Origin of the sequence: Lacibacter sp. H407 (genome assembly GCF_037892605.1) — a bacterium.
Lineage (GTDB): Bacteria > Bacteroidota > Bacteroidia > Chitinophagales > Chitinophagaceae > Lacibacter.
This window is the reverse complement of sequence record NZ_JBBKTU010000001.1, coordinates 1,971,154-1,996,488: the sequence shown is the minus strand read 5'-3', so window position 1 is coordinate 1,996,488 and position 25,335 is coordinate 1,971,154. Positions and strand designations below refer to the sequence as shown.

The window sequence follows — 25,335 nt, the reverse complement described above, 5'->3', positions numbered from 1 at the left end:
TAAAATTCCGACCAAGATACTTGATGCAGTAGCCTTAGGGAAATTTTTCTCGTCTGATGGAATGGCAGCAGCAAAGGAATCCTTTGCGTTTCCTTGACACATATAAAAAAATTCGCCCTGCTTCTGTAACAATTTTCTTTTCTTTACAACCTATATTAAAAATAAAAAACAATGAAGACCTTGAAATTATTCAGCCTGTTTGTTGCTACCGCATTCAGCCTAACCGCTGTAAAAGCACAAACTGCAGACGAAGTAGTAAACAAACATATTGAAGCCATTGGTGGCGTTGATAACTGGAAAAAAGTAACCAGCATGGTGCAAAGCGGAAACATGAGTATCCAGGGAGCAGATATCGTGGTAGTGCGTACAGTAGTACATGCAAAAGGGTCAAGACAGGATATTTCATTAATGGGTATGAACGGTTACATGATCGTTACACCTACTGCCGGTTGGAATTTTTTACCCTTCCAGGGACAAACCGCTCCTGAAGCGATGACAGCAGAGGACCTGAAGCAAAGCCAGGACGATCTGGATGCGCAAGGAAGTTTGATCGACTATAAAGCAAAAGGACACAGCATTGAATTACTCGGTAGCGAAGATGTTGATGGAACTGATTGTTTCAAAGTAAAAATCAGCTTAAAAAGCGGACGCAGTGAAACCATGTTCATTGAAAAGAAAGGTTACACACTGATCAAATCAGTAGGCAGCCGTTCTGCAAACGGACAGGAAATGGAATTGACTACAACCTACAGCAACTATCAAAAATTACCTGAAGGCATTATTGTTCCAATGAGCATCAACGTTCCTCTCGGTCCCGGTGTAAATGCTGACTTTGTTATTTCAAAAGTGGAAGTAAATAAAACAATTGAAGACGCTGTTTTCAAACCAGCAAACTAATACCAAATTATCAATCACAACCCGACCTGAAACGTCGGGTTTTTTTATTCAACAATTATGAGAAAAATATTTCTGAGCACTGCTGTACTGTTGTTATGCGCAACTTACAGTCAGGCACAAATCAATGCCTCCACATTTGGAATGATGGAAGCAAGGCAACTCGGCCCAGGCACCATGAGTGGACGTATAACTGATATTGCCGGTGTAAACAGCGATGGAAAAACACTTTACATTGGAACTGCCGGTGGTGGTGTTTGGAAAAGTACCAATGCAGGCGCATCCTTCAAACCAATCTTCGATAAATACATTCAAAGTATTGGCGCTATTGCTATCGATCAAAAGAATCCAAAAGTGATCTATGTAGGAACAGGTGAAAGCAATATGCGGAATTCAGTTTCTATTGGTGATGGCATGTACAAATCAACCGATGGCGGTGATAACTGGACAAAGATCGGCCTCGACAGTACTGAGCATATTTCGAAAGTAATTGTTGATCCAGCCAACTCTTCCATCATTTATGTTGCAGCACCCGGCCCGCTTTGGAGCAGCAGCAAACATCGTGGATTGTACAAATCAATTGATGCAGGTAAAACATGGGAAATGATTTTATACATCAATGAGAATGCAGGTGTGGCCGACGTTGAAATTGATCCCACTAACTCAAATGTTTTATATGCCACATCATGGGAGTTCCGTCGTTTGCCGTATGCATTCAACAGTGGTGGCACGGGAAGTGGAATGTTTAAATCAACGGATGCAGGCAAAACATGGAAAGAGTTAAGCAATGGTTTACCGAAAAAACCATTTGGTCGTGTAGCGTTGGCATTGGCTCCATCATCTCCACAAAATCTGTGGGCGATCATTGAAAGTGAAAACACCGGATTATATATTTCAGCCGATGCCGGTGAAACATGGAAGCAACAAAGTGCAACGAGCAATATCACTTCACGCCCATTTTATTTTTCAACATTGGAAGTAGATCCCAAAGATCCGAAGAGAGTATATCGTCCTGCCTTTTCATTTTCATATTCAAATGATGGCGGCTTTTCATTTGCTGATGCAAGCAATGAAGGTGGATGGGTGCACAGCGATCATCATGCATTATGGATCAATCCAAATAATACAAACCTGATGTATGTTGGCACAGATGGTGGTGTGTATTTCAGTTTGGATCGTGGTGCCACCTGGAAGTTCTGTAACAATTTACCGGTTGGGCAATTCTATCATGTGAGTGTTGATCAGCAAGAACCCTATCGTATTTATGGAGGCTTGCAGGACAACGGAAGTTGGTTTGCACCGAGTAAAGCACCAGGAGGTGTAACGAACGGCGACTGGAAATCGGTATTCGGTGGCGATGGTTTCTGGACACAGCCCGACCCGAACGATGCCAACATCGTGTATGCGGAAGCACAAGGTGGAAATATGTCGAGGATCAATATGCGGACGAATGCGTCGGTTACTATTAAACCACAAGCTGTAACGGGAGAAGAAGCACTTCGCTACAACTGGAACACGCCGATTGTAACAGGTACACACAATAAAAAGAATCTTTATACCGGTGCACAGTACTTGTACAAGAGCACAGACAGAGGAAGTAACTGGACACGCATTTCACCTGACCTAACGACCAACGATAAACGAAAACAGGAACAGGAAAAAAGTGGTGGTGTTACAATGGACGTTACCAGTGCCGAAAATCATTGTACCATCTTTACCATTGCAGAATCGCCTATCGATGAAAAGATCATTTGGGTAGGAACGGATGATGGTAATCTCCAATACACAACAGATGCCGGTAAAACATGGACGAATGTTGCAGCGAATTATGCAACGGCAGGCATTCCAAAACAAACATGGGTGAGCAGCATTGAACCATCGCAGTACGACAAGAATAAAGTGTATGCAACGTTTGACAATCATGCATACGGCGATCACAAAACCTATATTGCCATGAGTAACGACATGGGCAAAACATGGAAGAAGTTTGAAAGCAGTGAGTTTACCGGGTTTGCACACAAGATCAAAGAAGACATCATCAACAAAAATTTATTATTCGCCGGCACAGAAATGGGATTGTTTGCCAGTGTGGATGGAGGAAACGAATGGTTCCGGATGAAAAACAATATTCCCTGGTATGCATTGGTGCGTGATATTAAAATTCAGGAACAAACAAACGATCTGGTATTGGCGACACATGGCCGTGGTATCATCATCATTGAAGATATTACACCCATGCGTACGATCACTGCAGATGTTGCTGCCAATGATGTAGTGATGCTCAATAAGAAACCCATCACACTTACGATGGGAAAATATGGTGGCCAATTTGAAAATGCAGCCGGCGATTGGAATGGCGGCATTGGAACAATTATTCCGCCTATTCAATACTACCTGAAAGAGCGGGCCAATAATCTTCTATTGGAAGTGTATGACAAAGATGGCAAGCTGGTGCAGAAATTAACACCCAGCAATCGTAAAGGTTACAACAAAGTAACCTGGAATCAACGCATGATGCCGGCCAAAACAGCGAAGGGTGGTAACCAACTCGAGTTTGCTGCATTCACGTCGCCACAGGTATTGCCCGGCGATTATACGATCAAGATGAAAGTGAATGGAAAAGAATACAATCATACCATTACGTTGATCCATGATGAAAAGAACAAAGACTTTACAGTAGAAGATCGCCAATTGCAATACAAAACCGGTATGGAATTATATGCAATGAATGAGCAACTTGCCCGGTTGGTGGATAGCATTGATGGCAAACAAAAATTGCTGAAGAAGCATATTGATTCCACACAAGACAAGAAAACAAAAACTTTATTACAGGATTACAACAACAAACTGGAAACATTACGACTTACATTGGTACCACCGATTGTAAAAGGCACTGCTGATCTCAAACGCTTACGTACTGATTTGAGCGATGTATATGGTGCTGTTGTAACGCAGGAAGCAAGACCAAGTAATCTGCAGGTGCAGCGTGTTGCCTTCTTAAAAACAGAGATCGGTAAAGCCGAACAACAATATGAACTATTGAACAAACAATTTGAACAAAAAGCCATGCAGGCCATTGCCAAAGAGTTATTGAAAAAACCGACGGTGAAGAAGAGCAATAAGAATTGATAATATCGTAAAGCGTATAAAAGAGCGTCCCGCAAAACGGGACGTTCTTTTTATTACTTCTTCTTCCCCCATTTCTTAATATCAAGATAATCGAGAAAGTAGATCACTTTTAAAGACAGGTTATTATTTTGATCAGCATCCAACGTATTACCGAAGTTTTTAAAATAGTCCGGCTCAACAAGTCGTGTAAACTGCTGAATCGAATTTTTCCAAACAATATTGATAAAACTGCCGGGTGCAAACTGCCAGGTGTACACCATGTCAATATTAAACAGATTGAGGTTCTGGTTTACATCGCCTGTGAAACCGGGTAAGGGTTGGAGTTTTCCATTCGACTGCAGTTGAAAAAAATCTTTGTTATCAACTGTACTCACATAATGGCGCATGCGGAATGTAAGCCACATCATATTTGTAAAACTGTACTTCACATTCAGAATATTCTCGATGGTGTTTACCTGACGACGAGCAAACACTACATCGTTCCCTGAAAGAGTAGTGAAGCCCATATTATTAAATCGTGGATGAAAACTTACCCTGTGCGATACAGAGAATTTACTGTTGAAACGGAGTGTTTGATTCACCGTTGCATCAGCACCCAACTGATTGTAAAAGTTGATATGCCGACGTGCAAAAACTTCTGACCAGAATGAATATTTCTTTGCCTGGTTGCTGTTGATCCAGCTGCCAACAGCTACGCTTTGGTTACGTGTAAAGTACATCCCGGTTTTACGGGGTTCATAAAAATCATTTTGCTTTGTGTTGTAACCAAGATAAGCACCAACCCACCAGAGTTTTTTTGTTTGTAACTCTGCATTGAAATTGACACTACCGTTTTGATAAGTTTCTTTTACACCTGCAAACGGAGTAAATAATTTGCTCACTCTTCCATTCAGATTCAGAAAAATATTATTGTACCAACTTTTGGGTTCGATCCATTTGTAATTGACTCTTCCGCCATGATCGAGGAAGTTGTTATTGGTGAAATAGCCAAGATCACGGTGTGCATATTTTGTATCCGTCAATTCCTGCCAAACGTTAAAATTGAAACGGCCGCTTGTTTTACCAAAGTAAATATTATGACTGTAGCCATTTTCATTCGCTCCGTCTTTTCCATAGCCCATCAACTGACTTACTGCAAATTTTCCACCTACATTCCAGGTATTCTTTTTATCGTTCAGATCAAACAAACCGGCTGTAACATTTGCATCGTAATCAGCGCCGCTGCGGGTAACATTGGTATTGATCAATGAAACACTGCTGTTGTTCTTCATTGATTGATTGAGTACGATGATATTGTAATTGGTCAACGGATCAGTTACAATTTTCCGTTGATCTTTTGTATTGACATCTTCAATGGTGGCGTACTGTGTTTTTGTAACTGCATTTAAAATGCCAATTCCCAATCCGCTTTGTGTACGACCGGATATTTTCGATGCATTGATCAGTTTCGACTCGGATGGATTCTTTAATAATTTTTCTGTTGCGCCTACCTGCGATGATGCTTTACCGTAATGAATGGGTGTACCTCCAATACGGCGTGAGTAAAACAAACCGCCTTTACTGAAGAGTTCGGTTCCTTCTGTAAAGAAATTACGATACTCATTGAATTGCACTTCAAACGGGGACAGGTTGAGCACCTGGTTATCACTTTGCACTTGTCCGAAATCGGGGATCAATGTTGCATCGAGTGTAAACGCCTGGTTCAATCCATACTTTACATCCAAACCACCATTCACCTGGCTGGTTAAATTTTTAACACCCGGTTGATTAATTGGAAAATGATTGGCATACACAGAAAAATAAGGAGAGAATTGTAAACGCACCGGTGGCTTAATATTCGTAATGCCGGTCCAGAAACCTTCCTGTGTTAAAAATCCATTGACGTTTGGGTCAATGGGGTTCCATGTGTACTGCTGACCTGTTTTCTGACGACGACGTGTCATATTCACACCCCAATCCTGTATATCTTTTTTACCAAAGCGAATAGCGCCATAAGGGATGAACATTTCAAAACTCCAGCCATTATCATGCATTACTACCGCACTTTGCCACACTGCATTCCAGCTAAAATCTTCGCTGTTACCATTTGCATTCGGTGCCATCTTTGCATCCCATTGTTCATTGAGTGGAGTAACAAAATATTCAAAGCCGTTGAGGTTGTCTTTATAAGTATCGAAAATGATCCCCACATAATCATTCATCCCAAATCCATCACGGCCTTTTAATTCTCTGGCAATACTATCACGGCTGCGTTCATAACAATAGCCGGCAAAATAAATGCCTTCATCAGAATAAAGGAGATAAGAAACTGTTTTTGTTTCTTCCGCTTCCTTTACGCCCACTGCCGGTCTGAATTCAACATAGTCTGTTGCAAGCGGTGCATCTTTCCAAGCCGAGTCATTCAGTGATCCATCGATCTTGATCGATTGCGTTGTTCGCATCGCCGGCAATAATTTGGGAGGAGCTTTTTCTGTAAACTTTGGAGTGATTGGTTTTGACGTTTGTGCACGCACGAACACACATAAAACCAGGGCACAAGCAGTAAGCATTGGACGTAACATGATGAAAAGGTTTAAGTATAATACGGATGGAAAGATAAATAGGTTACGAGGCAGCCATGAAAAAATTAGACGAACGGTTGCTTATTGACAACGTTCGTTTTTGCGTCTGCTTCTCATTTTGAAATATCGCTGATGAACGGAAGAAATCAAGGATGGTGGCAATCCGAAATACGAACCCGTCAATCATATCCGTATTTCCGGATTGTGTAGCTTTCACTAATGTTTTTATAAAATAGATGAGCGGCCGTTCATCACATCCATTCTACAGTTGCAGCTTTGCAAGCAAAACCTTTGTAATTTCCCTGTTCAACCAATTGTACTGAACATGAGAAAATCAATCTTGCTTGCAGGTACGCTTTTGAGCGTACTGTTTTCGTTTGCGCAAAAGAAGCAAACATCAACCCCCTCTGCCTCAAATGAAGAAGCTGTTTACAGCTCACTAAAGTATCGTTCCATTGGGCCTTACCGTGGCGGACGAAGTGCTGCAGTAGCTGGCAGCTATTCCAACAAAACAACTTTTTACATGGGAGCTACCGGAGGTGGTGTTTGGAAAACAACCGATGGTGGTAACAACTGGAAAAATATCAGCGATAAATATTTTGGCTCGTCGATTGGCGTTGTTGCTGTTGCACCAAGTGATGAAAGTATTGTGTATGTGGGTGAAGGTGAAAACACCATGCGTGGAAATGTGAGCGAAGGTTTAGGCGGTATGTGGCGCAGCGATGATGGTGGACGAAGCTGGAAAAATATTGGTTTGAAAGATGGTCGTCATATCATTCGCATTCTCATTCATCCAAAAAATCCGGATGTTGTTTGGGTTGCAGTAGTTGGTCATTTGTTTGGACCAAATGAAGAACGTGGCGTGTACAAAACAACTGATGGTGGTAAAACATGGAAACGCACATTGTTTGTAAATAATCAAACTGGTGCTTCTGATTTAGTGATGGAGCCTGAAAATCCATTGGTACTCTATGCAGGTATGTGGCGTGTAATTCGCACGCCGCACAGTTTGGAAAGTGGTGGTGAAGGAAGTGGTTTGTATAAATCAACGGATGGTGGTGAAACATGGACGAATGTTTCTGCCAAAAAAGGATTACCAAAAGGAACATGGGGAATTGTGGGTGTGGCATTCGCACCATCAAATCCGGAACGCATTTATACTATTCTTGAAAATGCAAACGGTGGATTGTTTCGCAGTGATGATGCAGGAGAAACATGGCAACTGATGAGCAGCGATAACAACATCCGCCAACGTGCATGGTATTACAGCAAAGTATTTGTTGACCCAAAAAACCCTGATCTGGTTTATTGCCCCAATGTAAATTTCATGTACAGCCGTGATGGCGGACGGACGTTTCAATCGCTCCGCACACCTCATGGCGATCATCATGATCTGTGGATCGATCCGAATGATGGCAAACGTATGATCGTTGCAGATGATGGTGGCGGTCAGGTTAGTTATGATGGTGGTACAAACTGGAGTACCTATATGAATCAACCAACGGGTCAATTCTATCGTGTATCAACCGATAATAGTTTTCCCTATCGCATTTTGGGTGCACAACAGGATAATTCAACAGTTCGTATCAAAAGCAGAACAAGTGGCGCAGGTATTACCGAACAGGATTGGGAAGAAACAGCTGGCAGTGAAAGTGGTTATGTAGTAGCCGATCCAACCAATCCGGATATTGTGTATGGTGGCAACTATGGTGGTTATCTATCACGCCTTGATCATAAGACAGGCGAGAACAGAGCCATCAGTGTTTGGCCCGATAACCCGATGGGTGCAGGTGCAGATGTGTTGAAGTATCGTTTTCAATGGAACTTCCCGATCTTCTTTTCACCACATAATCCAAAGAAACTTTATACAGCAGGCAATGTGTTGTTTGCAACAGAAGATGAAGGACAAACATGGACCGCACTTTCTCCAGACTTAACAACAAATGATAAATCAAAACAAAAATCAAGTGGCGGACCAATTACACAAGACAATACAAGTGTTGAATATTACTGTACCATTTTTACAGGAACAGAAAGTTTTGTTGAGAAAGATCTATTATGGACAGGTAGTGATGATGGCTTGATCAATGTAAGTAAAGACGGTGGCAAGAATTGGGAGAACGTTACTCCGAAAGATGCGCCCAAATTTATGATGTGGAATTGTGTAGATGTTGATCCGTTTAAAAAAGGCGCTGCTTATTTTGTCGGCACACGTTACAAGCTGGATGATTACACGCCGTACCTCTACAAAACAGAGGACTATGGTAAAACATGGAAACTCATTACCAATGGTATCAACAAAATGCATTTCACAAGAGCGATGCGTGCAGATCATAAACGTCCGGGATTGTTGTATGCAGGTACAGAATTCGGTATGTATATTTCATTTGATGATGGTGCCAACTGGAAACCATTCCAATTGAATATGCCGGTTGTTCCTATTACCGACATGACCATCAAAGAAAATGATCTCATTGTTGCTACACAAGGAAGAGGTTTTTATGTGATCGATGATTTGACAGTTTTACAACAAGTAAAAGCAGATGTTGCCAATAAAAATTTACATGTGTTTGATGTGAATCCGGGATGGCGTATGCCGATGAACCGGTTTGGCCGTCGCTTTGGTGTACCACAGAATGTTGGTGAAAATCCTGCAGGTCCGTTGGTGATCACTTACTATTCAAACGCTGTAACTGATTCTACGAAAGCATCCATCAGCATTATGGATAAAAACAAAAAGACAATCAAAACATTCAGTACCGATGGTAAAGACAAACTCGACATTAAAAAAGGATTGAACAAATTTGCATGGGATCTTCAATATCCTCCTGCGGAGCCAAGCGAAGGCATGATACTCTGGAACGGAGCGCCCGGGACTATTACTGCAGCACCCGGCAATTATTTCGCCATGGTGAAAGTAGGTACTGATTCAACTGTTGTTCCATTCAGCATAAAAGCCGATCCGAATTACCGGATGACACAGGAAGCATACGAAGAACAATTCAATTTCCTGTTGAGTGTGCAGCAAAAGTTCAACGATGTACAGAAAGGCATTAAAGACATCCGTGCATTACGTACACAGATCAATGAGTTCATAGGAAGACAAGGTAAAGATGTTCCGAAAGAAATTAAAGACATGGCGACGGCAATAACAAAAGACTTGACTTCGATTGAAGAAACCTTGTATCAAACAAAATCGAAGAGCGGACAAGACCCGTTAAACTATCCGATCCGCATTAACGATAAACTGAGTGGTGTGTTTGATGCTGCAAATAGTGGTATAAACGCTCCGAGCAAACAATCGAAAGAAGTGTTTGCCGAGCTAAGCAAACAGGCCGATGAACAATTGAACAAGCTGAAGAAAATAATGAGTGAAGATGTGCCGAAATTTAACCAACTCATCCGGGAAAAAAGTTTGCCGGTGATTGGGGTGAAATAATTGATTTGTACAATGAATAATTTGTTGCGGCGGCCTTTGGCCGCCGCAACTGTTTTAATACAACAGCAAAGCCCTGATTTTTACTTATTTTGCACGCAATCAAAACCGAATGAAGAAATTAGCTGTTCCGATAATTTGCGTACTGCTGCTCGGCTCTTGTTCAGAGCAAACATCTCCACACACGTTCACCAACGATTACGAACAAAGTTTTGGCTGGCAAAACGTTCCTGTAATAAAAGGAAATGCACATAGCGGATCATATGCTGAAGCAATTACACCCGACCGTGAGTTCAGTGCTACGTTCCTCGCAAGTTTTTCACAAATTGAACCGGCTGAATTATTACCATCTGTTATGGCGAATGTGTGGGTGTATGGCAGTAAGTTATCGCAACCTGTTTCATTGGTATTACATGTAACTGATCCGACAGATGGGCGAACCATTGCTTACAAAAGCTCGGACCTAAATCCACAAGATGCAAACGGCAAATGGTTTAACCTTATATTGGCTCATACATTACCCGCCGACATTCGGGGCAACTATGTTTGCAAAGTTTATTTATGGAATGCCAACAAACAGAATGTGTTGGCTGATGATTTTCAGATCGTCTTTGAAAAATAACTGAGTTGATCGTAACAAATCCCGACATACCAGACTGTGCTGTTATTTTACCGGTTTATAATCCGGCGGAAAGTTGGCACAGCAATGTGACGGAGCAATACAATCATTTCTTACAATTGGCTGGCAGTGAAAAAATTTTACTGGTGATCGTCAACGATGGGTCTGTTGGCGCAGCAGTAAAAGATGGGATCATTCATCTACAGCAACAATTCCCCGATCTGCTGTTTCTCGAAAACGAAATGAACAAAGGAAAAGGAAATGCACTTCGCAAAGCTGTAACGGCTGTAACTGCAAAGTCGTATCTGCTTACTGATATTGATTTCCCATACCGTGCAGAAAGTATGGTTGCCGTCTATAAGCAAGTAAGTTCAACTGCTGTTGATATTGCAGCAGGAAGCAGAAACAAAGTGTACTACAATAAGATCGGAACAGGTCGTCAGCTTCTGTCAAAAATGCTGCGCTTTGGCATACGTTCTTTATTCAGCATCAGTATTGATGATACACAGTGCGGGTTAAAAGGATTTTCTGAGAAAGCAAAACCTGTATTTTTAAACTGTGTTACCAACCGCTACTTATACGATCTTGAATTTATTGTTCGGGCACACAAAGAAAAAGAACTTCGTATCGCTGCTGTGCCTGTTCAACTAAGAGAAGGAATTGAATTACGGAAGATGGCGCTACACATCATATTGCAGGAAATAAAAAGCTTTTTCAACATTTTGAAAATCCGTTATAGCTGATGAGCAGGGAAAACAAAACAGGCTTACTGGTTTTTATAGCAGCAGTACTGCTGTTGTTTGTTTTTTTTCCAAGTGTAATGCTTCACCCCAACAGTTCGATGTTTTCAATAGAAGGTGATGGTCTGAAAAATTATTTCAGCGTTGTGTACTACTTGCAGAACGATCTGGGACTGCACTTCACCGGCATGAATTATCCATTCGGTGAACATCTTTCGTTTGCAGACGGGCAGGTAGCATTGGCAGTTCCGTTTCAATATCTTTCTGCATTATTTCCGCAACTGAAGAATTATGGATTTGCACTCATCAATATTAGTGCATTATTAAGTTTTGCAGTTGGAGTTTGGTTTACCTACAAGATTCTTCTTTTTTACAAAGTGCAACCGCTTTTTGCAGCTGTGGGTGCATTATTCGTTATCTTTTTTTCACCACAACTCATCCGCATACAGGCCCATTACGGATTAAGTTATGCTTGCTTTTTTCCAATCACATGGTATTTGTCTATTCAAATAAACAACAGTAGCAAACTGATTAAGTGGAGTGTTATTTCGGTTTTATCAATACTATTTTTTGGTCTGCTGCATTTTTATCTAGCAGCATTGAGTGCGATGTTTCTTTTTTGTTTTGCGCTATTGAAACTGCTCTTTGCGTTTCGAAAAATTTCTTACAGGCAACATCTTGCAAATTGGCTTACACCTGCATTGGGTTTACTCCTGTTGCAACTGTTCATGTTTATTACGGATGTTATTACAGACCGGCCTCCACGCCCCTGGGGTTTCTTTTATGCAATTGCTGACTGGACAAGTATTTTCCTACCACATCCAACAGATCTGTTCGGTAATCCATCACGTGAACTTTCACGTTTTGGTGAAGGATTCGCTTACATAGGGCTGATCCCTATTCTTGCCCTTCTTTTTATACTCATTCGACTGATCAGAAATCTCATTGTATTGAGATTTAAAACGATCAGATATCGATTACAAAAAGACACATCCTTATTTTTTCTGAGCTCCATTCCGGTACTGCTCTTCTCCATGTGCATCCCGTTTATCTGGGGATTAGAGAAGTTGGTTGATTATCTTCCGTTCCTCCGGCAGTTCAGAGTACTCGGTCGCTTTGCATGGGTTTTTTATTATGTGGCGGCTGTGCAGGCAGTGAGTTTCTTTTTTGTTTGTTATCGTTTATATGCACAACGCCGGTTAAAACAAACTGCTTATACCTTATTTACATTAGCGGCTGTTGTTTGGGGAGCCGAAACATTTACCAGAACAAAAGCAATTCGTCAACGCATCGAACCCGTACAATCGAAATATGACGGGTTCACAGAAAATAGTTTTTTGAGTCAACTGGGTGAATCCGGTCATTATGCCTCCGAGTTCCAGGCCATTCTTGCTTTTCCTTTTTTCCATCAGGGCAGCGAACAATTTTCCATTGAGTACGGTCCGGCCCAATACAGTGCCATGAAAGCAGCTTATCAATTGAAGATGCCAATGGTAAATGTGGTGATGTCAAGAACATCACTTGCGCAAAGTTGTGATGTAATGCAACTGCTGAGCGATTCGTTGATCGATAAAAAGATACTGAAGCATTTTAATAACAAACCGCTGTTGCTCATTACAAGCGGTACTGTTTTTTCTGAACAGGAAGCACAACTGATTGCGAAAGCACAACTACTCAGCAAAGTTGATGAAACAGCGATCTATCTTTTACCTGTCAGCGCCTTTCAATCGGATAAAAACTTAGTAAGGCAACGATTTCAGGAAAAGCAAATAAATTTAGTTGAACATAGCGGATACTGGTCAACGCTTGACAGCAGCTCCGTTCAGCTTTTACATTCCGGCAGTAGCAAACAACCGCTTGCTGCCTTCAAATCAACAGCAGCAAACGAAAACACAATGTTATTCGAAGGACGGTTGAATAATTGTTCCGCAGGCGATACGATCGAATTCAGCATCTGGGCCAAAATTGTTCCTGCGAATGAAACCCTGCCATTTATTTTGTTTGAACGAAAAAATAAAAACGGAGCTGTAGAACAAAATGAAACCATTCTCTTTAAAGAACAAACAACAATTTATGAAGGTTGTGTGATGCTGAAACGTCAGTTCATTCTGCAAGAGGCAGATGATATTATTTCATTGCGATTGGCAGGCAAAGGATTGTACAGTAATCTATTGATCCGCAAGAAACAGGAAGATGTGTTTCAGGAAATTCCCGGCTTTGGTTTCTATTTCAACAATATTCCGGTTAAAGAAAAATAAGCATTGTCCTTTTATTCATCCAGCAGATCAGGTCTGCGTTCTTTGGTGCGTTGCAACGCTTGCTCATGCCGCCACTCTTCAATTTTTTTAAGATCACCACTCAATAATATGTCGGGAATTTTCCAGCCATTGTAATCGGCTGGCCGGGTATAAACAGGTGGTGCTAATAAATGATCTTGAAATGAATCGGTCAATGCTGATGTTTCATCATTCAATACGCCGGGAATAATGCGGCCGATAGCATCTACTAATACAGCAGCCGCTAATTCTCCACCGCTCAACACATAATCACCAATGGAAATTTCCATGGTTACATACTGTTGGCGTATGCGTTCATCAATGCCTTTGTAATGACCACAGATGAGTAATAAATTTTCTTTGAGTGAAAGACGATTCGCTGTTTGCTGTTTCAGCGTAACACCATCCGGAGTGAGATAAATAATTTCATCAAACTTCTTTTCCTGCTGCAATTCAAGAATGGCTTTCTCCAAAGGTTCGCACATCATCACCATGCCGGCGCCACCGCCATATTGATAATCGTCCACTTGCCCGTATTCATTCACCGCCCATTTGCGCAGGTGATGAACCGTAACAGTCAACAGTCCTTTTTCTTTGGCCCGTTTCATGATTGAATGGTTCAACGGACTATCCAGCAATTCAGGAACAATGGAAAGAATATGAATGTGCATGGGTGCAAAGATAAGCGTGATGCAGGAAGTACGAAGTACGAAAACCAATCGATCAATCGCCCTTCTCTAAAATGAAGATTTCTTCCACTTTTTTGTTGAGCAGCTTTGCAATTTTCAATGCAAGCGTAGTTGTAGGAACATATTTACCGGTTTCAATGGCATGAATGGTTTGCCTGGAAACCGATAACTGATCTGCAAATTCTGTTTGAGCGAACTCTTGCTTCAGCCGTTCCTCTTTTACTTTATTTTTCATATTCTCTTCTGAACGATTTCGAAAAATAAAGGATGCTGTTGAAACGAATAAAATACACGAGCCAAAATAATAGAATCAGCAGTATCGCCATTTTTTCAAATACCAGCTTTCCGAATCTGTTTTCAAAAAAAATTACCAGAAAGGTTAATGAAAGAAGAATAAAAAATTGGAACATGGCCGCAAATTGGTATGACTCTAATCTTACCTTCTGCGTGTATTCATCTTCTGTTTTTTCTCTTGATAAAACAAGAAATATCAAGCCAATCAAAAAACTAAAAAAAGCTGTTGCCAGAATGATCGTCTTGATTCCTTGTTCTTCAATCTGAATGATGTTTTTCTGAATCAATACCCAAACAACAAACCCCAATGGCGCCATCAAAACACCAGCCCTTTTAAATTTGGCAGGAAAAAGAAAACGTAATTTCATAAGTGTAAAGTTTACTTGACAAATTAAATGTAAAGTATACCTTACACAATTCATAGCAATTCCAGAAAATAATTGTTAATCTTCCATAAATCCATCCAGATCTCTACGCTCCCGTTTGGTTGGCCGTCCCACTTTACTCAAGCGCTTACCGGTGTGGAACGAAGAAGCAACAGACTTAATACGATCTAATTCATCGGCCGGGGTAATATCAATATAATGTTTGATGGCTTCGCTGTATTGTACACGTTTATACAACAGGTCGGTTACTTTAATACGCCAGCGTTTGGCTTCGGTCTTAACTTCATATTCATCGCCAATACTTACGTTCTTTGAGGCTTTACAGGCATCGCCATTGAATTTCACCTTCCCGCCATCGCAGGCGGCCCCGGCCTGGCTACGTGTTTTAAACAGGCGGATGGCCCAGAGATATTTATCGATGCGGAGTTTTTCTTTCTCTTCCATAACGGTTGCAAGTTATACCAAAAGCAAGTAATAATCTGATACAGCATTGATGTAGTGGTGTCCGATGTTACAATTATTCAGTTCAATGAAATTGGGTATTACGATTTGTGTTTTGATTATATTCGAATACTCAAATCAACAATTATGAAGAAGGTATTTCTTGGATTTTGTTTTTTGGTCTTTGGACTTTTCGCAATCGCCCAGTTTAAACCGGATAAGATCAAGTGGACAAAAGACGGCAACGGCAGTTATGAAAACGACAAGAACAATATTGTAAAGGTCAATTTCAAAACAGGCGCACAAACTGTACTGGTTGCGGCCGACGTTTTAAAAACAAACAGCAACAAACTCACCGTTGCTGATTTTGAAGTAAATAATAACGATCAGGGCGTGTTGATCTTCACAAACACTGCAAGGGTGTGGCGCTACAATACACGTGGTGATTACTGGTATTATCATATTCCTGCAAAACAGTTGCAGCAGATCGGAAAAGATCGTCCCGCACAAAGTCTGCTCTACGCTAAAATTTCTCCAAACGGAGAACTGGCAGCATATGTTTCCGAAAACAATCTCTATGTGGAAGAATTAGCTTCGGGAAAATCGAAAGCGATCACTTCTACCAACAATACCAAAAAACTCATCAATGGCACATTTGATTGGGTGTACGAAGAAGAGTTTGGCTGCAGAGATGGTTTTCGCTGGAGCAGTGATAGCAAGAGTATCGCATATTGGCAGGTAGATGCCAACCAGATCAAAGATTACTTTATGCTCAATACAACCGATGGAAATTATTCAAAAGTAATTCCGGTTGAATATCCGAAAGTGGGTGAACAACCTTCGCCGGTGAAGATCGGTGTTGTGAACGTGCAATCAGGTGAAACTAAGTGGATGAATATTCCCGGCGATCCTGCAAATAATTATCTGCCTCGTATGGAATGGAGCGGCACCAATGAACTGATTGTACAGCAACTCAACCGAAAACAAAACGAAAGCAAATTATATTTCTGTAATGCGTCAACAGGCGAAGCAAAACTTTTTCATAACGAAACAGATAAAGCCTGGATCGATATCAAAAGCCGCTGGAACGATGATGACCCACGTGGCTGGGAGTTTATCGAAAACGGAAAGTCGTTTTTATGGGTGAGCGAAAAAGATGGCTGGCGTCATATCTACAAGGTAACACGTGATGGAAAAGAAACATTGCTCACGATCGGCAACTATGATATTGCAACCATCAGTGCAGTAGATGAAGCAAAGAATGAATTGTATTTTATTGCATCACCTGATAATGCAACGCAACGTTATCTCTACAAAGTAACCATGGATGGCAAAAGTAAAGCTGTACGTGTAACACCTGCAGGTTATGACGGTACGAATGGTTATGAACTGGCGCCGAATGGTTTGGTTGGCGTACATCGTTTCACCAGTCGCACAGTTGCTCCATCTTCACAGATCATTAGTTTGCCGGCGCACAAGCCCATTGCAGGTGATGACCTGTTGAAGAAAATAAAGCCCGTTCAAAAAGACAATCTCGAATTTTTTACCATCACTACTGAAGATGGTGTAACGATGGATGGATGGATCAGCAAACCGAAAAATTATGATCCTGCAAAAAAATATCCTGTTGTATTGTATGTGTACAGCGAGCCTGCAGCAACAACTGTAGAAGATGATTTTTATGCAGGCAACAACTTTCTGTTTAGTGGCGATATGAATGCACAGGGCTATTTCTATGTATCGTTCAACAGCCGTGGTACACCCACATTAAAAGGTGCGGAGTGGAGAAAAAGTATTTACAAACAAATTGGCCGTATCAACATCCGTGACCAGGCAATGGGCATGAAAAAATTATTGGCCGATCGTTCTTATCTCGACCCAAGCCGTGTTGCTGTTTGGGGCTGGAGTGGTGGCGGGTCATCAACCCTGCATCTGCTGTTTCAATATCCTGATTTGTTTCAAACCGGTATTTCTGTTGCAGCAGTAGGCAATCAATTGTTTTACGACAATATTTACCAGGAACGTTACATGGGTTTGCCGCAGGAGAATAAGGATGATTTCATCAAAGGCTCTCCTATTACCTATGCAAAAAATCTGAAAGGAAATTTATTGTACATCCATGGAACAGGTGACGACAATGTGCATTACAGTAATGCTGAAGTATTGGTGAATGAATTGATCAAACAAGGCAAGCTGTTTCAGTTCATGCCGTATCCAAATCGTACACACAGCATCAGCGAAGGAGCCGGTACGTTTCAACATTTATCGAAACTGTATACTGCGTATTTAAAAGAAAAGTGTCCGCCGGAGGCAAGATAAAAAGATCGAAAAAGGGATAGCACAATCGCTATCCCTTTTTTATTATTCTGCTTTTGGTTCTTCTTTCTTCAACAACTCCAGCTTATACAAATCATGTCTTCTGTCTTTCAGAATTTGTACACTGCCGTATTCATGTAACTCCTGCAGTAACGACAGATCCACATCACTTACCACGATCATTTCTGTATTGGGTGATGCTTCTGCTTTGATACCATTTACAGGAAAAGCAAAATCAGACGGTGTAAAAACAGCTGATTGCGCAAACTGCAGATCCATATTATGCACTTTCGGCAGGTTACCTACGTTACCTGCAATTGCTACATAACATTCATTTTCGATTGCTCTTGCCTGTGCACAGTAACGTACACGGTTATACGCATTCTGCGTATCGGTAAGGAAAGGAACAAACAAAATCTTCATCCCCTGATCTGCCAGTAAACGTGCCAGTTCAGGAAACTCTACATCATAACAAACAAGCACACCAACTTTCCCGCAATCGGTATCAAATACTTTCAGTTTGTTACCACCTTCAATACCCCACTCATATTCTTCGGAAGGTGTGGGATGAATTTTATCGTAACAATCGATGCGGCCATCTCTGTGCAGAAAATAACAGGCGTTGTATAATTTGCCATCCCTTAAGTCGGGCATGCTACCTGCAATAATATTTACGTTATACGAAATCGCCAGTCGTGAAATTTCTTTTACCAGCGGTGCAGTATACTGGGCCAGCTCACGGATGGCTTTATGCCCGGGCAAATGATTGTATTTGCCCATCAGAGGCGCATTAAACAATTCAGGTAGTACGGCAAAGTCAGATTGGTAATCACTCACAGCGTCAATAAAATATTCAACGTTGTTTACCAGTTCTTCCAGTTTATCGTAAGGACGCATCTGCCACTGGATCAAACCGATCCGCACCATTTCTTTTTTCCCTTTCATGGGATTAAAAGCACGCTCATAAAAAACATTGTACCATACTAACAGTGTAGCATACCCCATCGACTCATTATCTTCCGGCAAATAATTATGAATCACTTTTTTGATCTGAAAGTCGTTGGCCAGTTGAAAACTCAGGGTCTGATCATGCAATTCCCGTTTCTTTACCTTTTCAATGTATTGTTTAGGTGTAAGCTCTGCGGCATACTTGCTGTAACTCGGAAGCCGTCCGCCAGCCATAATGGCCCGCAGGTTGAGACTCTCACAAATAATTTTTCGTGTATCATATAATCGTCGTGCTAAACGAAGGCCTCTGTATTCGGGATGAATAAATACTTCGATCCCATACAACACATCACCATCCGGATCATGTGTACCAAACGAATAATCACCGGTGATCTGCCGATAGGTATGGTTATCTCCAAAGCGGTTAATATCCACTACCAGGGAGAGTGCACAACCCACTACTTTCTGATCCACTGTTACACAGATCTGTCCATCAGGAAATTTTTCAATGAGTTTGGCAAGTGATTCTTCTTTCCAGTACTGTCCGCCTAAACTGGCATAAGCCTGTATCATCGAATCTTTCAATTGCTGATAATCATCGATCGTTAATTTTCGTACTTCTATTGTTGCTGTATCCATAATTTTAGAATAAATAATGATTGAGAATGCCATTTATCAATTGGTAACGGAAAACGATAACCTGTACAGTTATCGGGAGTAAGTTATCTGCATCTGGTCACCGGCTTGAGATCCTGATGACGAAAAAAACAGCATCAATGGTTGCCTCAATCGTAAAACTGAATGTACAAGATAAGCGAAAGAATGCTCATTCTTCCTTTTCGTTGACCGTTACCACCTAACAAACATGTTTGGCTGCTGCATCGTTGCCATACTTCCATCAAAAAAATACTATCTTCCGTCAACAACAATTGCATATGAGAAAAATCAGTTTAACTACACTTACATTCCTCCTGTTTCTGTTACAGGTAACAGCACAACGCACATTGATCCATTGCGGAAAACTTATTGATACAAAAGATGGAAAGGTTGTAAACAACGTTACCATTATTGTACAAAACAATCTGATCACCGATGTGGTGAATGGTTTTGCAACTGCTGCTGCGCAAGACAAAGTGATCGATCTCAAAAACAAAACCGTGATGCCCGGCCTCATGGATATGCATGTGCACATGGAGAGTGAAACAAAAAAAGGCGGAGCGGCCGATCGCTTTACCATGAATCCATCCGACATTGCTTTTCAAAGTACAGTGTATGCACATACGACGTTGATGGCTGGTTTTACAACGGTTCGTGATCTTGGTGGATCGCTGGTGAATCTTTCACTTCGTAATTCGATCAACAAAGGATTGGTAATTGGTCCCCGCATTTTTTCTGCAGGTAAATCCATTGCTACAACAGGCGGACATGCTGATCCCACGAATTCATATCGAAAAGATCTGATGGGCGACCCCGGTCCCAATGATGGTGTCATCAACGGACCAGCAGAAGCGGCACATGCAGTTCGTCAACGCTACAAAGATGGAAGTGATTGTATCAAGATCACTGCAACAGGTGGTGTATTGAGCCAGGCAAAAGATGGATCGAGTCCGCAGTTTACCATTGAAGAGATTAAAGCCATTGTTACTACTGCAAAAGATTATGGTTTTACTGTAGCTGCACATGCACATGGTGCCGAAGGTATCAAACGTGCCATTAAAGGTGGCGTTACAAGTATTGAACATGGTACTTACATGGATGATGAAGGCATTGCATTGGCGAAAGAATACGGCACCTGGTTAGTACCTACCATCATTGCCGGCAAATCAACAGCCGACAGTGCAAAAATTCCCGGCTATTATACAAGTATTGTAACACCCAAAGCATTGGAAGTAGGTCCGAAAATACAAGCAACCTTTGCAAGAGCATACAAAGGCGGTGTAAAGATCGCTTTTGGCACCGATGCCGGTGTATTTGCCCATGGTAAAAACTGGATCGAATTTGTGTACATGACCGAAGCAGGTATGCCGGCGATGGAAGCCATTCAAAGTGCAACCAAGAGCGGGGCATTGTTATTGGGTATTTGGGATAAACTCGGCAGCATTGAAAAAGGAAAGATCGCTGATATTATTGCAGTAGATGGCGACCCGATCAACAATATAAAATCGATGGAAAAAGTTGTATTTGTAATGAAGGAAGGGAAAGTGTATAAGAAAGATGGGATGCAGGTGTTGTAAGATTTTTTTCTGATGACAACAATCGAACGGCTCGGGCAAATGTCCGAGCCGTTCCTTATTCAACGATACGATGACGTCAATTTATAATTGCGTTTTAATAATAAATCCTGCAAAAAGATTTATCGCCGATCAAGTCACCTCCTGCGTTTCGTGCTTCTTCTACCAGCTCGATCCATTGAATGACAGAATGAAATTTTTTAGTTGTGCCATCAAAATACCAATCCTGGTAAATTTTAATTCCGATTACATGATCGGCTGTACGCAACGGCTGCAAAATATTCGTTTGAACAATATTGCCTGTACTGTCAACCACCTGTTCTGTCACCGTTTCAATGCGCCATGTAAAAATTTCTTTAGCGGGGATCGGTTGATTGGTTTGTACATCTACAGCTTTGATGGTTCCTTTTTCAATGGCCGTAAGAAGAAGTTGTGGAACGGATTCTCCTGTTGCAGTTGCAGCCAACGGTTTTATGATCCATTTACATTCATCTGCACGTAAAAGAAGTGTATCATGTTTTACAAACTGTGCAGTTGATTTTTTGGTTTGTGCAGAAGATGAACTGATAAAACAAAGAACAGCAAAAAGCGTGATGAAGATTTTCATACAATACGAATGTTTCACCAAATATAAATTGTTTGTCATTGCTGATCGCCTCACCAATAAATAAGGCAGCAGCTCTGCGCCTTTGTTGGTCGCCTGACCAACCAGTGAATTTCAGACATTTTTCATTTATAGAGATGTCTCCCCCGTTCAGTTGAGGCAGGAAACGAAGCCATAAAATACAAAAGCTGTAAACAAAAAAAGGCACGAAGAAAATTCTTCATGCCTTTGTGTCTTAATGCCCTTGTGGCAAAAATTACGCTTCAGAAAAATGTTTATGGAAATACGGAATGGTTTCAATGCCTTTATAAAAATTAAAAATATCGTACTTCTCATTCGGGCTGTGCAGATTATCACTATCCAATCCAAAACCAATGAACACAATTTTAATTCCCAGCTCCTGTTCAAACAATGCACAAATAGGAATACTTCCACCACCACGTACCGGTATCGGATCTTTTCCAAATGTATCCTTAATAGCAGCAGCAGCAGCTTTGTACGCTTTGCTATCAACCGGCGTCATGTATGGTTCGCCACCATGATGTTCGTGTGCTTCCACTGTTACACCGGCCGGTGCAATGGATTTGAAATAGGTCAACAGTTTTTCGGTAATTTTTTCTGAAGACTGATTTGGAACCAAACGTGCCGAAATTTTTGCAAATGCTTTTGAAGGCAAAACTGTTTTTGCACCTTCACCCGTATAACCACCCCACATACCGTTTACTTCCAGTGTTGGACGAATGCCCGTGCGTTCATTGGTTGTAAATCCTTTTTCACCCCAGAGTTCTGTTACACCCAGATCGTCACTGTATTCTTTTTCATCGTACGGCGCAGCTGCCATCAGCTTACGTTCTTCCGGTGTTGCTTCTACCACATCATCATAAAAACCGGGAATGGTGATATGATTATTTTCATCGTGACAACTGGCGATCATCTTTGCTAAAATAGTAATTGGATTTGCAACTGCACCACCGTATACACCACTGTGCAAATCACGGTTAGGTCCTGTTACTTCCACTTCAATATAACTAAGACCTCTTACGCCCACATCAAGCGAAGGATGTTCCATGCTGAGCATAGCTGTATCGCTGATGAGTACTACATCGGCCTTTAATAATTCTTTGTTCGCTTTTACAAACGTTGCCAAATTCGGACTGCCCACTTCTTCTTCCCCTTCAATACAGAATTTAATATTGTTGGTGAGCGAATTGGTTTGAAGCATTATTTCCAACGCTTTTACATGCATGTAAAACTGTCCCTTATCATCGCAGGCACCACGTGCAAATATTTTTCCGTCTTTGATCACAGGTTCAAACGGCGGACTGTTCCACAAATTCAACGGATCGGCCGGTTGCACATCATAATGTCCATACACCAACACGGTTGGTTTGGATGGATCAATGATCTTTTCGCCATACACCAATGGATGACCTGCTGTTTCATAAATCGTTACTGTATCAGCACCGGCTTCCAGCAAACGCTGTTTCACCACTTCTGCACAACGGATCATGTCGGCCTTGTTTTCAGTTTTGGCGCTGATCGAAGGGATGCGGAGAAGGTCAAGCAATTCGTTTAAAAAACGGTCTTTGTGTTGTTCCTGGTAATCTTTCCAAGCCTGCATAAATAATAATTTGAGTTTAGAAGTTCCGGATTTCAAATCGGGGTACGAAAGTAGGGGTTCGTACGGTGGTTGCCAAGTTTTGCCGAACTCTCTGTTTGAATGGCGATCGTATTGCAGAACATTGACAATTTTTGCGCCAGAGGTTAAAGAAATGTAAAGAAAAATGAATGTTTAAAACTTGTGCAACTTTGAACTGGTTCCTTCGTTAATATTGCATCCATAACAGCCTCTGCAGATTCTACTTCCCGCTTGCTTGCTTTGTGAAGATGTTTTCTGCAGGGGCTGTGACTATTTAATAGCTTCCTGCTTCTCTGCAAGTCTTTTTTGATTTTTCTTTATTACAGTTTTATTGTGATGGCAACGGGGCAATGATCGGATGCACCTTGTTTATCGGTAACATTTGTAAACCGGGCCCCGGTGTAAAGTGTTGCTTTGGTGATCAGTCCTTTTCGAACAATAAGTGGCACAGCAGCAGGATTTGTTGTTGCCAGTTGTTTTGAAAGAAAAATATAATCGATCTGTTTGTAGCGCTCTTCAATGGGAACAGTTGTTGTATCCCAGTAATGCGTCCATTGTTCAGCAACATCTGTGATTCTCGTTTGCACAACGTTTTCCATCCACGCACTATTCAGCATTTCTTTCAAGCTTGTTTTATCATCGGGGTAATCGTTCAAATCACCCACTACAACCCAATTATCCTTCTCAGGATTGTTTTTATATTTCTGTTTGATAATATTGAGCAGCGCTTGTGTTTGCAGTTCACGCCGGGCTGCTGTTTTTGCTCTTTTTTGTGCAGGTGAAAGATTACTTGCATCATACATCGATTTGAAATGATTCACAAAAACAGTCAGCGGTTTTCCCGCAATCAAAAATTCCACTTCAAGACAATCTCTTGAAAAAACAGCACTGCTTCCGCTTTTTAAGTACTGATGTGTTTTTACATAGTCGAAAGGAATTTTGCTGATGATGGCTACATCGATGAGGCGTGGATCGTTAGCATCAATTAGCATTCTGTATTTATACCCGCTTGATGAAAGATATTCTGAAACGAAGTTTTTCAATGTATCAAGATTCTCTACTTCCTGCAAACAAACAATATCTGCTTTAGTGGCCTTAATAGCATCTGCTGTTAATTTCCGTTCTGTTTGGTTAACGGTTGATAAAACAGATTTATCAATAATAAAACCATCAGCAATCCGCTTCTCTATTTGTTCTTTTGTGAGATTTTTATTGAACCTGTAACGGCGAAATAGATTTTCGCAATTGAATGTAGCAATGGTAACCGTGCTCATGATGCAGTAGTTTATCCATCAAGGTAACGCTTCCTTACAGTCATTGCAATACTGCAAAGTGGGAAATAAGTATAAGGAAAATTACAATGAAGCAAAACGTTGTTGTACAAAATCCCAGTTCACGACTTTCCACCAGGCAGCAATATAATCCGGACGTTTGTTCTGGTATTTGAGATAATACGCATGTTCCCACACATCGAGCCCTAGCAACGGTGTACCTTTTATATCACTTACATTCATAAGGGGATTGTCCTGATTAGGTGTAGAACCAATACGCAGTTTCTTATCTGCATCAACAAACAACCAGGCCCATCCGCTGCCAAAACGGTTTTTCCCTGCATCGGTAAACTGTGTTTGAAATGCTTCAACACTTCCAAACGATTGATTGATGGAAGTGAGCAATTGTCCGGTAGGTTGCCCGCCACCGTTAGGCTTCATACAACGCCAGAATAATTCGTGGTTGTAATGGCCGCCGGCATTATTACGCATCTTGGCAGAATAAGCAGAGATATTACTGAAAATGGATTCCAGTGGTTTCGACTTATCGACGTTTTCTGCCTTTGCTGCATCGTTGAGATTGCTGGCATATGCTGCAGCATGTTTGCTGTAATGGATTTCCATCGTCAGGGCATCGATCACCGGCTCCAGATCTTTGTATGCATACGGCAATGGCGTTTGTTCAAACCCAACAAATGCTGCTGAGCCACCCACTACTTTTGGTGAAACACAACCTGCTAACAGATCGGCCCCTGCAATACCTGCTGCGGTTACAGCAACTGTTGTTTTTGTTGACTGACTTAGAAAACGGCGGCGTGAAATATGTTGTGGCATAATAAACTGATTTGTATGTACAAGGTA

19 protein-coding genes are annotated in these 25,335 nt (G+C 41.4%); 8 read left to right on the top strand and 11 right to left on the bottom strand.

The genetic code is table 11. From position 1 onward, the window contains the following. The first annotated feature begins 171 nt into the window (after nucleotides 1-171). On the top strand, nucleotides 172-897 hold the full coding sequence (locus tag WG989_RS08670) for a LolA-like protein (RefSeq protein WP_340428718.1): 726 nt from the start codon (nucleotides 172-174) through the stop codon (nucleotides 895-897). 57 nt (nucleotides 898-954) lie between these two features. After that, the gene (locus WG989_RS08665) at nucleotides 955-4,023 is read left to right on the top strand and encodes a VPS10 domain-containing protein (RefSeq protein WP_340428717.1); all 3,069 of its coding nucleotides are present in this window, start codon (nucleotides 955-957) and stop codon (nucleotides 4,021-4,023) included. A 53-nt stretch (nucleotides 4,024-4,076) separates the two neighbouring features. Here WG989_RS08665 and WG989_RS08660 read toward each other — a convergent pair whose 3' ends face one another. Continuing rightward, on the bottom strand, nucleotides 4,077-6,584 hold the full coding sequence (locus WG989_RS08660; protein ID WP_340428716.1) for a DUF5916 domain-containing protein: 2,508 nt from the start codon (nucleotides 6,582-6,584) through the stop codon (nucleotides 4,077-4,079). A gap of 325 nt (nucleotides 6,585-6,909) precedes the next feature. On the opposite strand from WG989_RS08660, the gene WG989_RS08655 reads away from it, so the two are divergent. The 4 genes from WG989_RS08655 (at nucleotide 6,910) to WG989_RS08640 (ending at nucleotide 13,637) form a co-directional block, all read left to right on the top strand. Continuing rightward, nucleotides 6,910-10,023 carry a WD40/YVTN/BNR-like repeat-containing protein gene (locus WG989_RS08655; protein ID WP_340428715.1) on the top strand — a complete coding sequence of 1,038 codons (3,114 nt, stop codon included), beginning with the start codon at nucleotides 6,910-6,912 and terminating at the stop codon, nucleotides 10,021-10,023. A gap of 109 nt (nucleotides 10,024-10,132) precedes the next feature. Beyond that, nucleotides 10,133-10,642, top strand: a complete 510-nt coding sequence (locus WG989_RS08650) for a hypothetical protein (protein ID WP_340428714.1) — start codon at nucleotides 10,133-10,135, stop codon at nucleotides 10,640-10,642. A 5-nt stretch (nucleotides 10,643-10,647) separates the two neighbouring features. Continuing rightward, on the top strand, nucleotides 10,648-11,382 hold the full coding sequence (locus WG989_RS08645; protein WP_340428713.1) for a glycosyltransferase family 2 protein: 735 nt from the start codon (nucleotides 10,648-10,650) through the stop codon (nucleotides 11,380-11,382). Next, nucleotides 11,382-13,637: a DUF6311 domain-containing protein gene (locus WG989_RS08640; RefSeq protein ID WP_340428712.1), complete on the top strand. Its 2,256-nt coding sequence runs from the start codon at nucleotides 11,382-11,384 to the stop codon at nucleotides 13,635-13,637. The genes WG989_RS08645 and WG989_RS08640 overlap by 1 nt, the downstream gene beginning before the upstream one ends. Nucleotides 13,638-13,648: 11 nt before the next feature. Here the strand turns inward: WG989_RS08640 and trmD are convergent, their stop codons facing one another. The 4 genes from trmD to WG989_RS08620 form a co-directional block, all read right to left on the bottom strand. Then, the gene (trmD, locus tag WG989_RS08635) at nucleotides 13,649-14,326 is read right to left on the bottom strand and encodes a tRNA (guanosine(37)-N1)-methyltransferase TrmD (protein WP_340428711.1); all 678 of its coding nucleotides are present in this window, start codon (nucleotides 14,324-14,326) and stop codon (nucleotides 13,649-13,651) included. 52 nt (nucleotides 14,327-14,378) lie between these two features. Further along, nucleotides 14,379-14,579: a helix-turn-helix transcriptional regulator gene (locus WG989_RS08630; RefSeq protein ID WP_340428710.1), complete on the bottom strand. Its 201-nt coding sequence runs from the start codon at nucleotides 14,577-14,579 to the stop codon at nucleotides 14,379-14,381. After that, complete coding sequence (locus tag WG989_RS08625; protein ID WP_340428708.1) at nucleotides 14,569-15,006, bottom strand: hypothetical protein; 438 nt, start codon at nucleotides 15,004-15,006, stop codon at nucleotides 14,569-14,571. The genes WG989_RS08630 and WG989_RS08625 overlap by 11 nt, the downstream gene beginning before the upstream one ends. A gap of 75 nt (nucleotides 15,007-15,081) precedes the next feature. Next, nucleotides 15,082-15,468, bottom strand: a complete 387-nt coding sequence (locus tag WG989_RS08620; protein ID WP_340428707.1) for an Hsp15 family ribosome-associated heat shock protein — start codon at nucleotides 15,466-15,468, stop codon at nucleotides 15,082-15,084. 144 nt (nucleotides 15,469-15,612) lie between these two features. Here WG989_RS08620 and WG989_RS08615 point away from each other — a divergent pair, with 144 nt between their 5' ends. Continuing rightward, the gene (locus WG989_RS08615) at nucleotides 15,613-17,784 is read left to right on the top strand and encodes a S9 family peptidase (RefSeq protein ID WP_340428705.1); all 2,172 of its coding nucleotides are present in this window, start codon (nucleotides 15,613-15,615) and stop codon (nucleotides 17,782-17,784) included. 42 nt (nucleotides 17,785-17,826) lie between these two features. Here the strand turns inward: WG989_RS08615 and WG989_RS08610 are convergent, their stop codons facing one another. Both WG989_RS08610 and WG989_RS08605 read right to left on the bottom strand, forming a co-directional pair. Beyond that, nucleotides 17,827-19,368 (bottom strand): carbon-nitrogen hydrolase family protein, encoded by a 1,542-nt coding sequence (locus WG989_RS08610; RefSeq protein ID WP_340428704.1) that lies wholly within the window; start codon nucleotides 19,366-19,368, stop codon nucleotides 17,827-17,829. Between the two features lie 146 nt (nucleotides 19,369-19,514). Then, nucleotides 19,515-19,664 carry a hypothetical protein gene (locus WG989_RS08605; protein ID WP_340428702.1) on the bottom strand — a complete coding sequence of 50 codons (150 nt, stop codon included), beginning with the start codon at nucleotides 19,662-19,664 and terminating at the stop codon, nucleotides 19,515-19,517. Between WG989_RS08605 and WG989_RS08600 the strand changes: the two genes are divergently transcribed. Further along, on the top strand, nucleotides 19,665-20,963 hold the full coding sequence (locus WG989_RS08600) for a metal-dependent hydrolase family protein (protein WP_340428701.1): 1,299 nt from the start codon (nucleotides 19,665-19,667) through the stop codon (nucleotides 20,961-20,963). A gap of 94 nt (nucleotides 20,964-21,057) precedes the next feature. Here WG989_RS08600 and WG989_RS08595 read toward each other — a convergent pair whose 3' ends face one another. The 4 genes from WG989_RS08595 to WG989_RS08580 all read right to left on the bottom strand — a co-directional run bounded on the left by WG989_RS08595 (nucleotide 21,058) and on the right by WG989_RS08580 (nucleotide 25,308). Beyond that, nucleotides 21,058-21,567 (bottom strand): hypothetical protein, encoded by a 510-nt coding sequence (locus tag WG989_RS08595; RefSeq protein ID WP_340428699.1) that lies wholly within the window; start codon nucleotides 21,565-21,567, stop codon nucleotides 21,058-21,060. Between the two features lie 253 nt (nucleotides 21,568-21,820). Next, nucleotides 21,821-23,185, bottom strand: coding sequence for a dipeptidase (locus WG989_RS08590; RefSeq protein WP_340428698.1), 1,365 nt, complete (start codon nucleotides 23,183-23,185; stop codon nucleotides 21,821-21,823). Nucleotides 23,186-23,523: 338 nt separating this feature from the next. Next, entirely contained in the window at nucleotides 23,524-24,477 is a 954-nt protein-coding gene (locus tag WG989_RS08585) for an endonuclease/exonuclease/phosphatase family protein (RefSeq protein WP_340428696.1), read from the bottom strand. 81 nt (nucleotides 24,478-24,558) lie between these two features. Beyond that, nucleotides 24,559-25,308, bottom strand: coding sequence for a superoxide dismutase (locus tag WG989_RS08580; RefSeq protein ID WP_340428695.1), 750 nt, complete (start codon nucleotides 25,306-25,308; stop codon nucleotides 24,559-24,561). Between the last annotated feature and the right edge of the window lie 27 nt (nucleotides 25,309-25,335).

Excerpts from the sequence above, each read along its gene's own strand:
- WG989_RS08670 (WP_340428718.1), top strand. The coding sequence starts at position 172 with ATGAAGACCTTGAAATTATTCAGCCTGTTTGTTGCTACCGCATTCAGC.
- WG989_RS08665 (WP_340428717.1), top strand. The coding sequence starts at position 955 with ATGAGAAAAATATTTCTGAGCACTGCTGTACTGTTGTTATGCGCAACT.
- WG989_RS08660 (WP_340428716.1), bottom strand. The coding sequence starts at position 6,584 with ATGTTACGTCCAATGCTTACTGCTTGTGCCCTGGTTTTATGTGTGTTC.
- WG989_RS08655 (WP_340428715.1), top strand. The coding sequence starts at position 6,910 with ATGAGAAAATCAATCTTGCTTGCAGGTACGCTTTTGAGCGTACTGTTT.
- WG989_RS08650 (WP_340428714.1), top strand. The coding sequence starts at position 10,133 with ATGAAGAAATTAGCTGTTCCGATAATTTGCGTACTGCTGCTCGGCTCT.
- WG989_RS08640 (WP_340428712.1), top strand. The coding sequence starts at position 11,382 with ATGAGCAGGGAAAACAAAACAGGCTTACTGGTTTTTATAGCAGCAGTA.
- trmD (WP_340428711.1), bottom strand. The coding sequence starts at position 14,326 with ATGCACATTCATATTCTTTCCATTGTTCCTGAATTGCTGGATAGTCCG.
- WG989_RS08630 (WP_340428710.1), bottom strand. The coding sequence starts at position 14,579 with ATGAAAAATAAAGTAAAAGAGGAACGGCTGAAGCAAGAGTTCGCTCAA.
- WG989_RS08625 (WP_340428708.1), bottom strand. The coding sequence starts at position 15,006 with ATGAAATTACGTTTTCTTTTTCCTGCCAAATTTAAAAGGGCTGGTGTT.
- WG989_RS08620 (WP_340428707.1), bottom strand. The coding sequence starts at position 15,468 with ATGGAAGAGAAAGAAAAACTCCGCATCGATAAATATCTCTGGGCCATC.
- WG989_RS08615 (WP_340428705.1), top strand. The coding sequence starts at position 15,613 with ATGAAGAAGGTATTTCTTGGATTTTGTTTTTTGGTCTTTGGACTTTTC.
- WG989_RS08610 (WP_340428704.1), bottom strand. The coding sequence starts at position 19,368 with ATGGATACAGCAACAATAGAAGTACGAAAATTAACGATCGATGATTAT.
- WG989_RS08605 (WP_340428702.1), bottom strand. The coding sequence starts at position 19,664 with ATGCAATTGTTGTTGACGGAAGATAGTATTTTTTTGATGGAAGTATGG.
- WG989_RS08600 (WP_340428701.1), top strand. The coding sequence starts at position 19,665 with ATGAGAAAAATCAGTTTAACTACACTTACATTCCTCCTGTTTCTGTTA.
- WG989_RS08595 (WP_340428699.1), bottom strand. The coding sequence starts at position 21,567 with ATGAAAATCTTCATCACGCTTTTTGCTGTTCTTTGTTTTATCAGTTCA.
- WG989_RS08590 (WP_340428698.1), bottom strand. The coding sequence starts at position 23,185 with ATGCAGGCTTGGAAAGATTACCAGGAACAACACAAAGACCGTTTTTTA.
- WG989_RS08585 (WP_340428696.1), bottom strand. The coding sequence starts at position 24,477 with ATGAGCACGGTTACCATTGCTACATTCAATTGCGAAAATCTATTTCGC.
- WG989_RS08580 (WP_340428695.1), bottom strand. The coding sequence starts at position 25,308 with ATGCCACAACATATTTCACGCCGCCGTTTTCTAAGTCAGTCAACAAAA.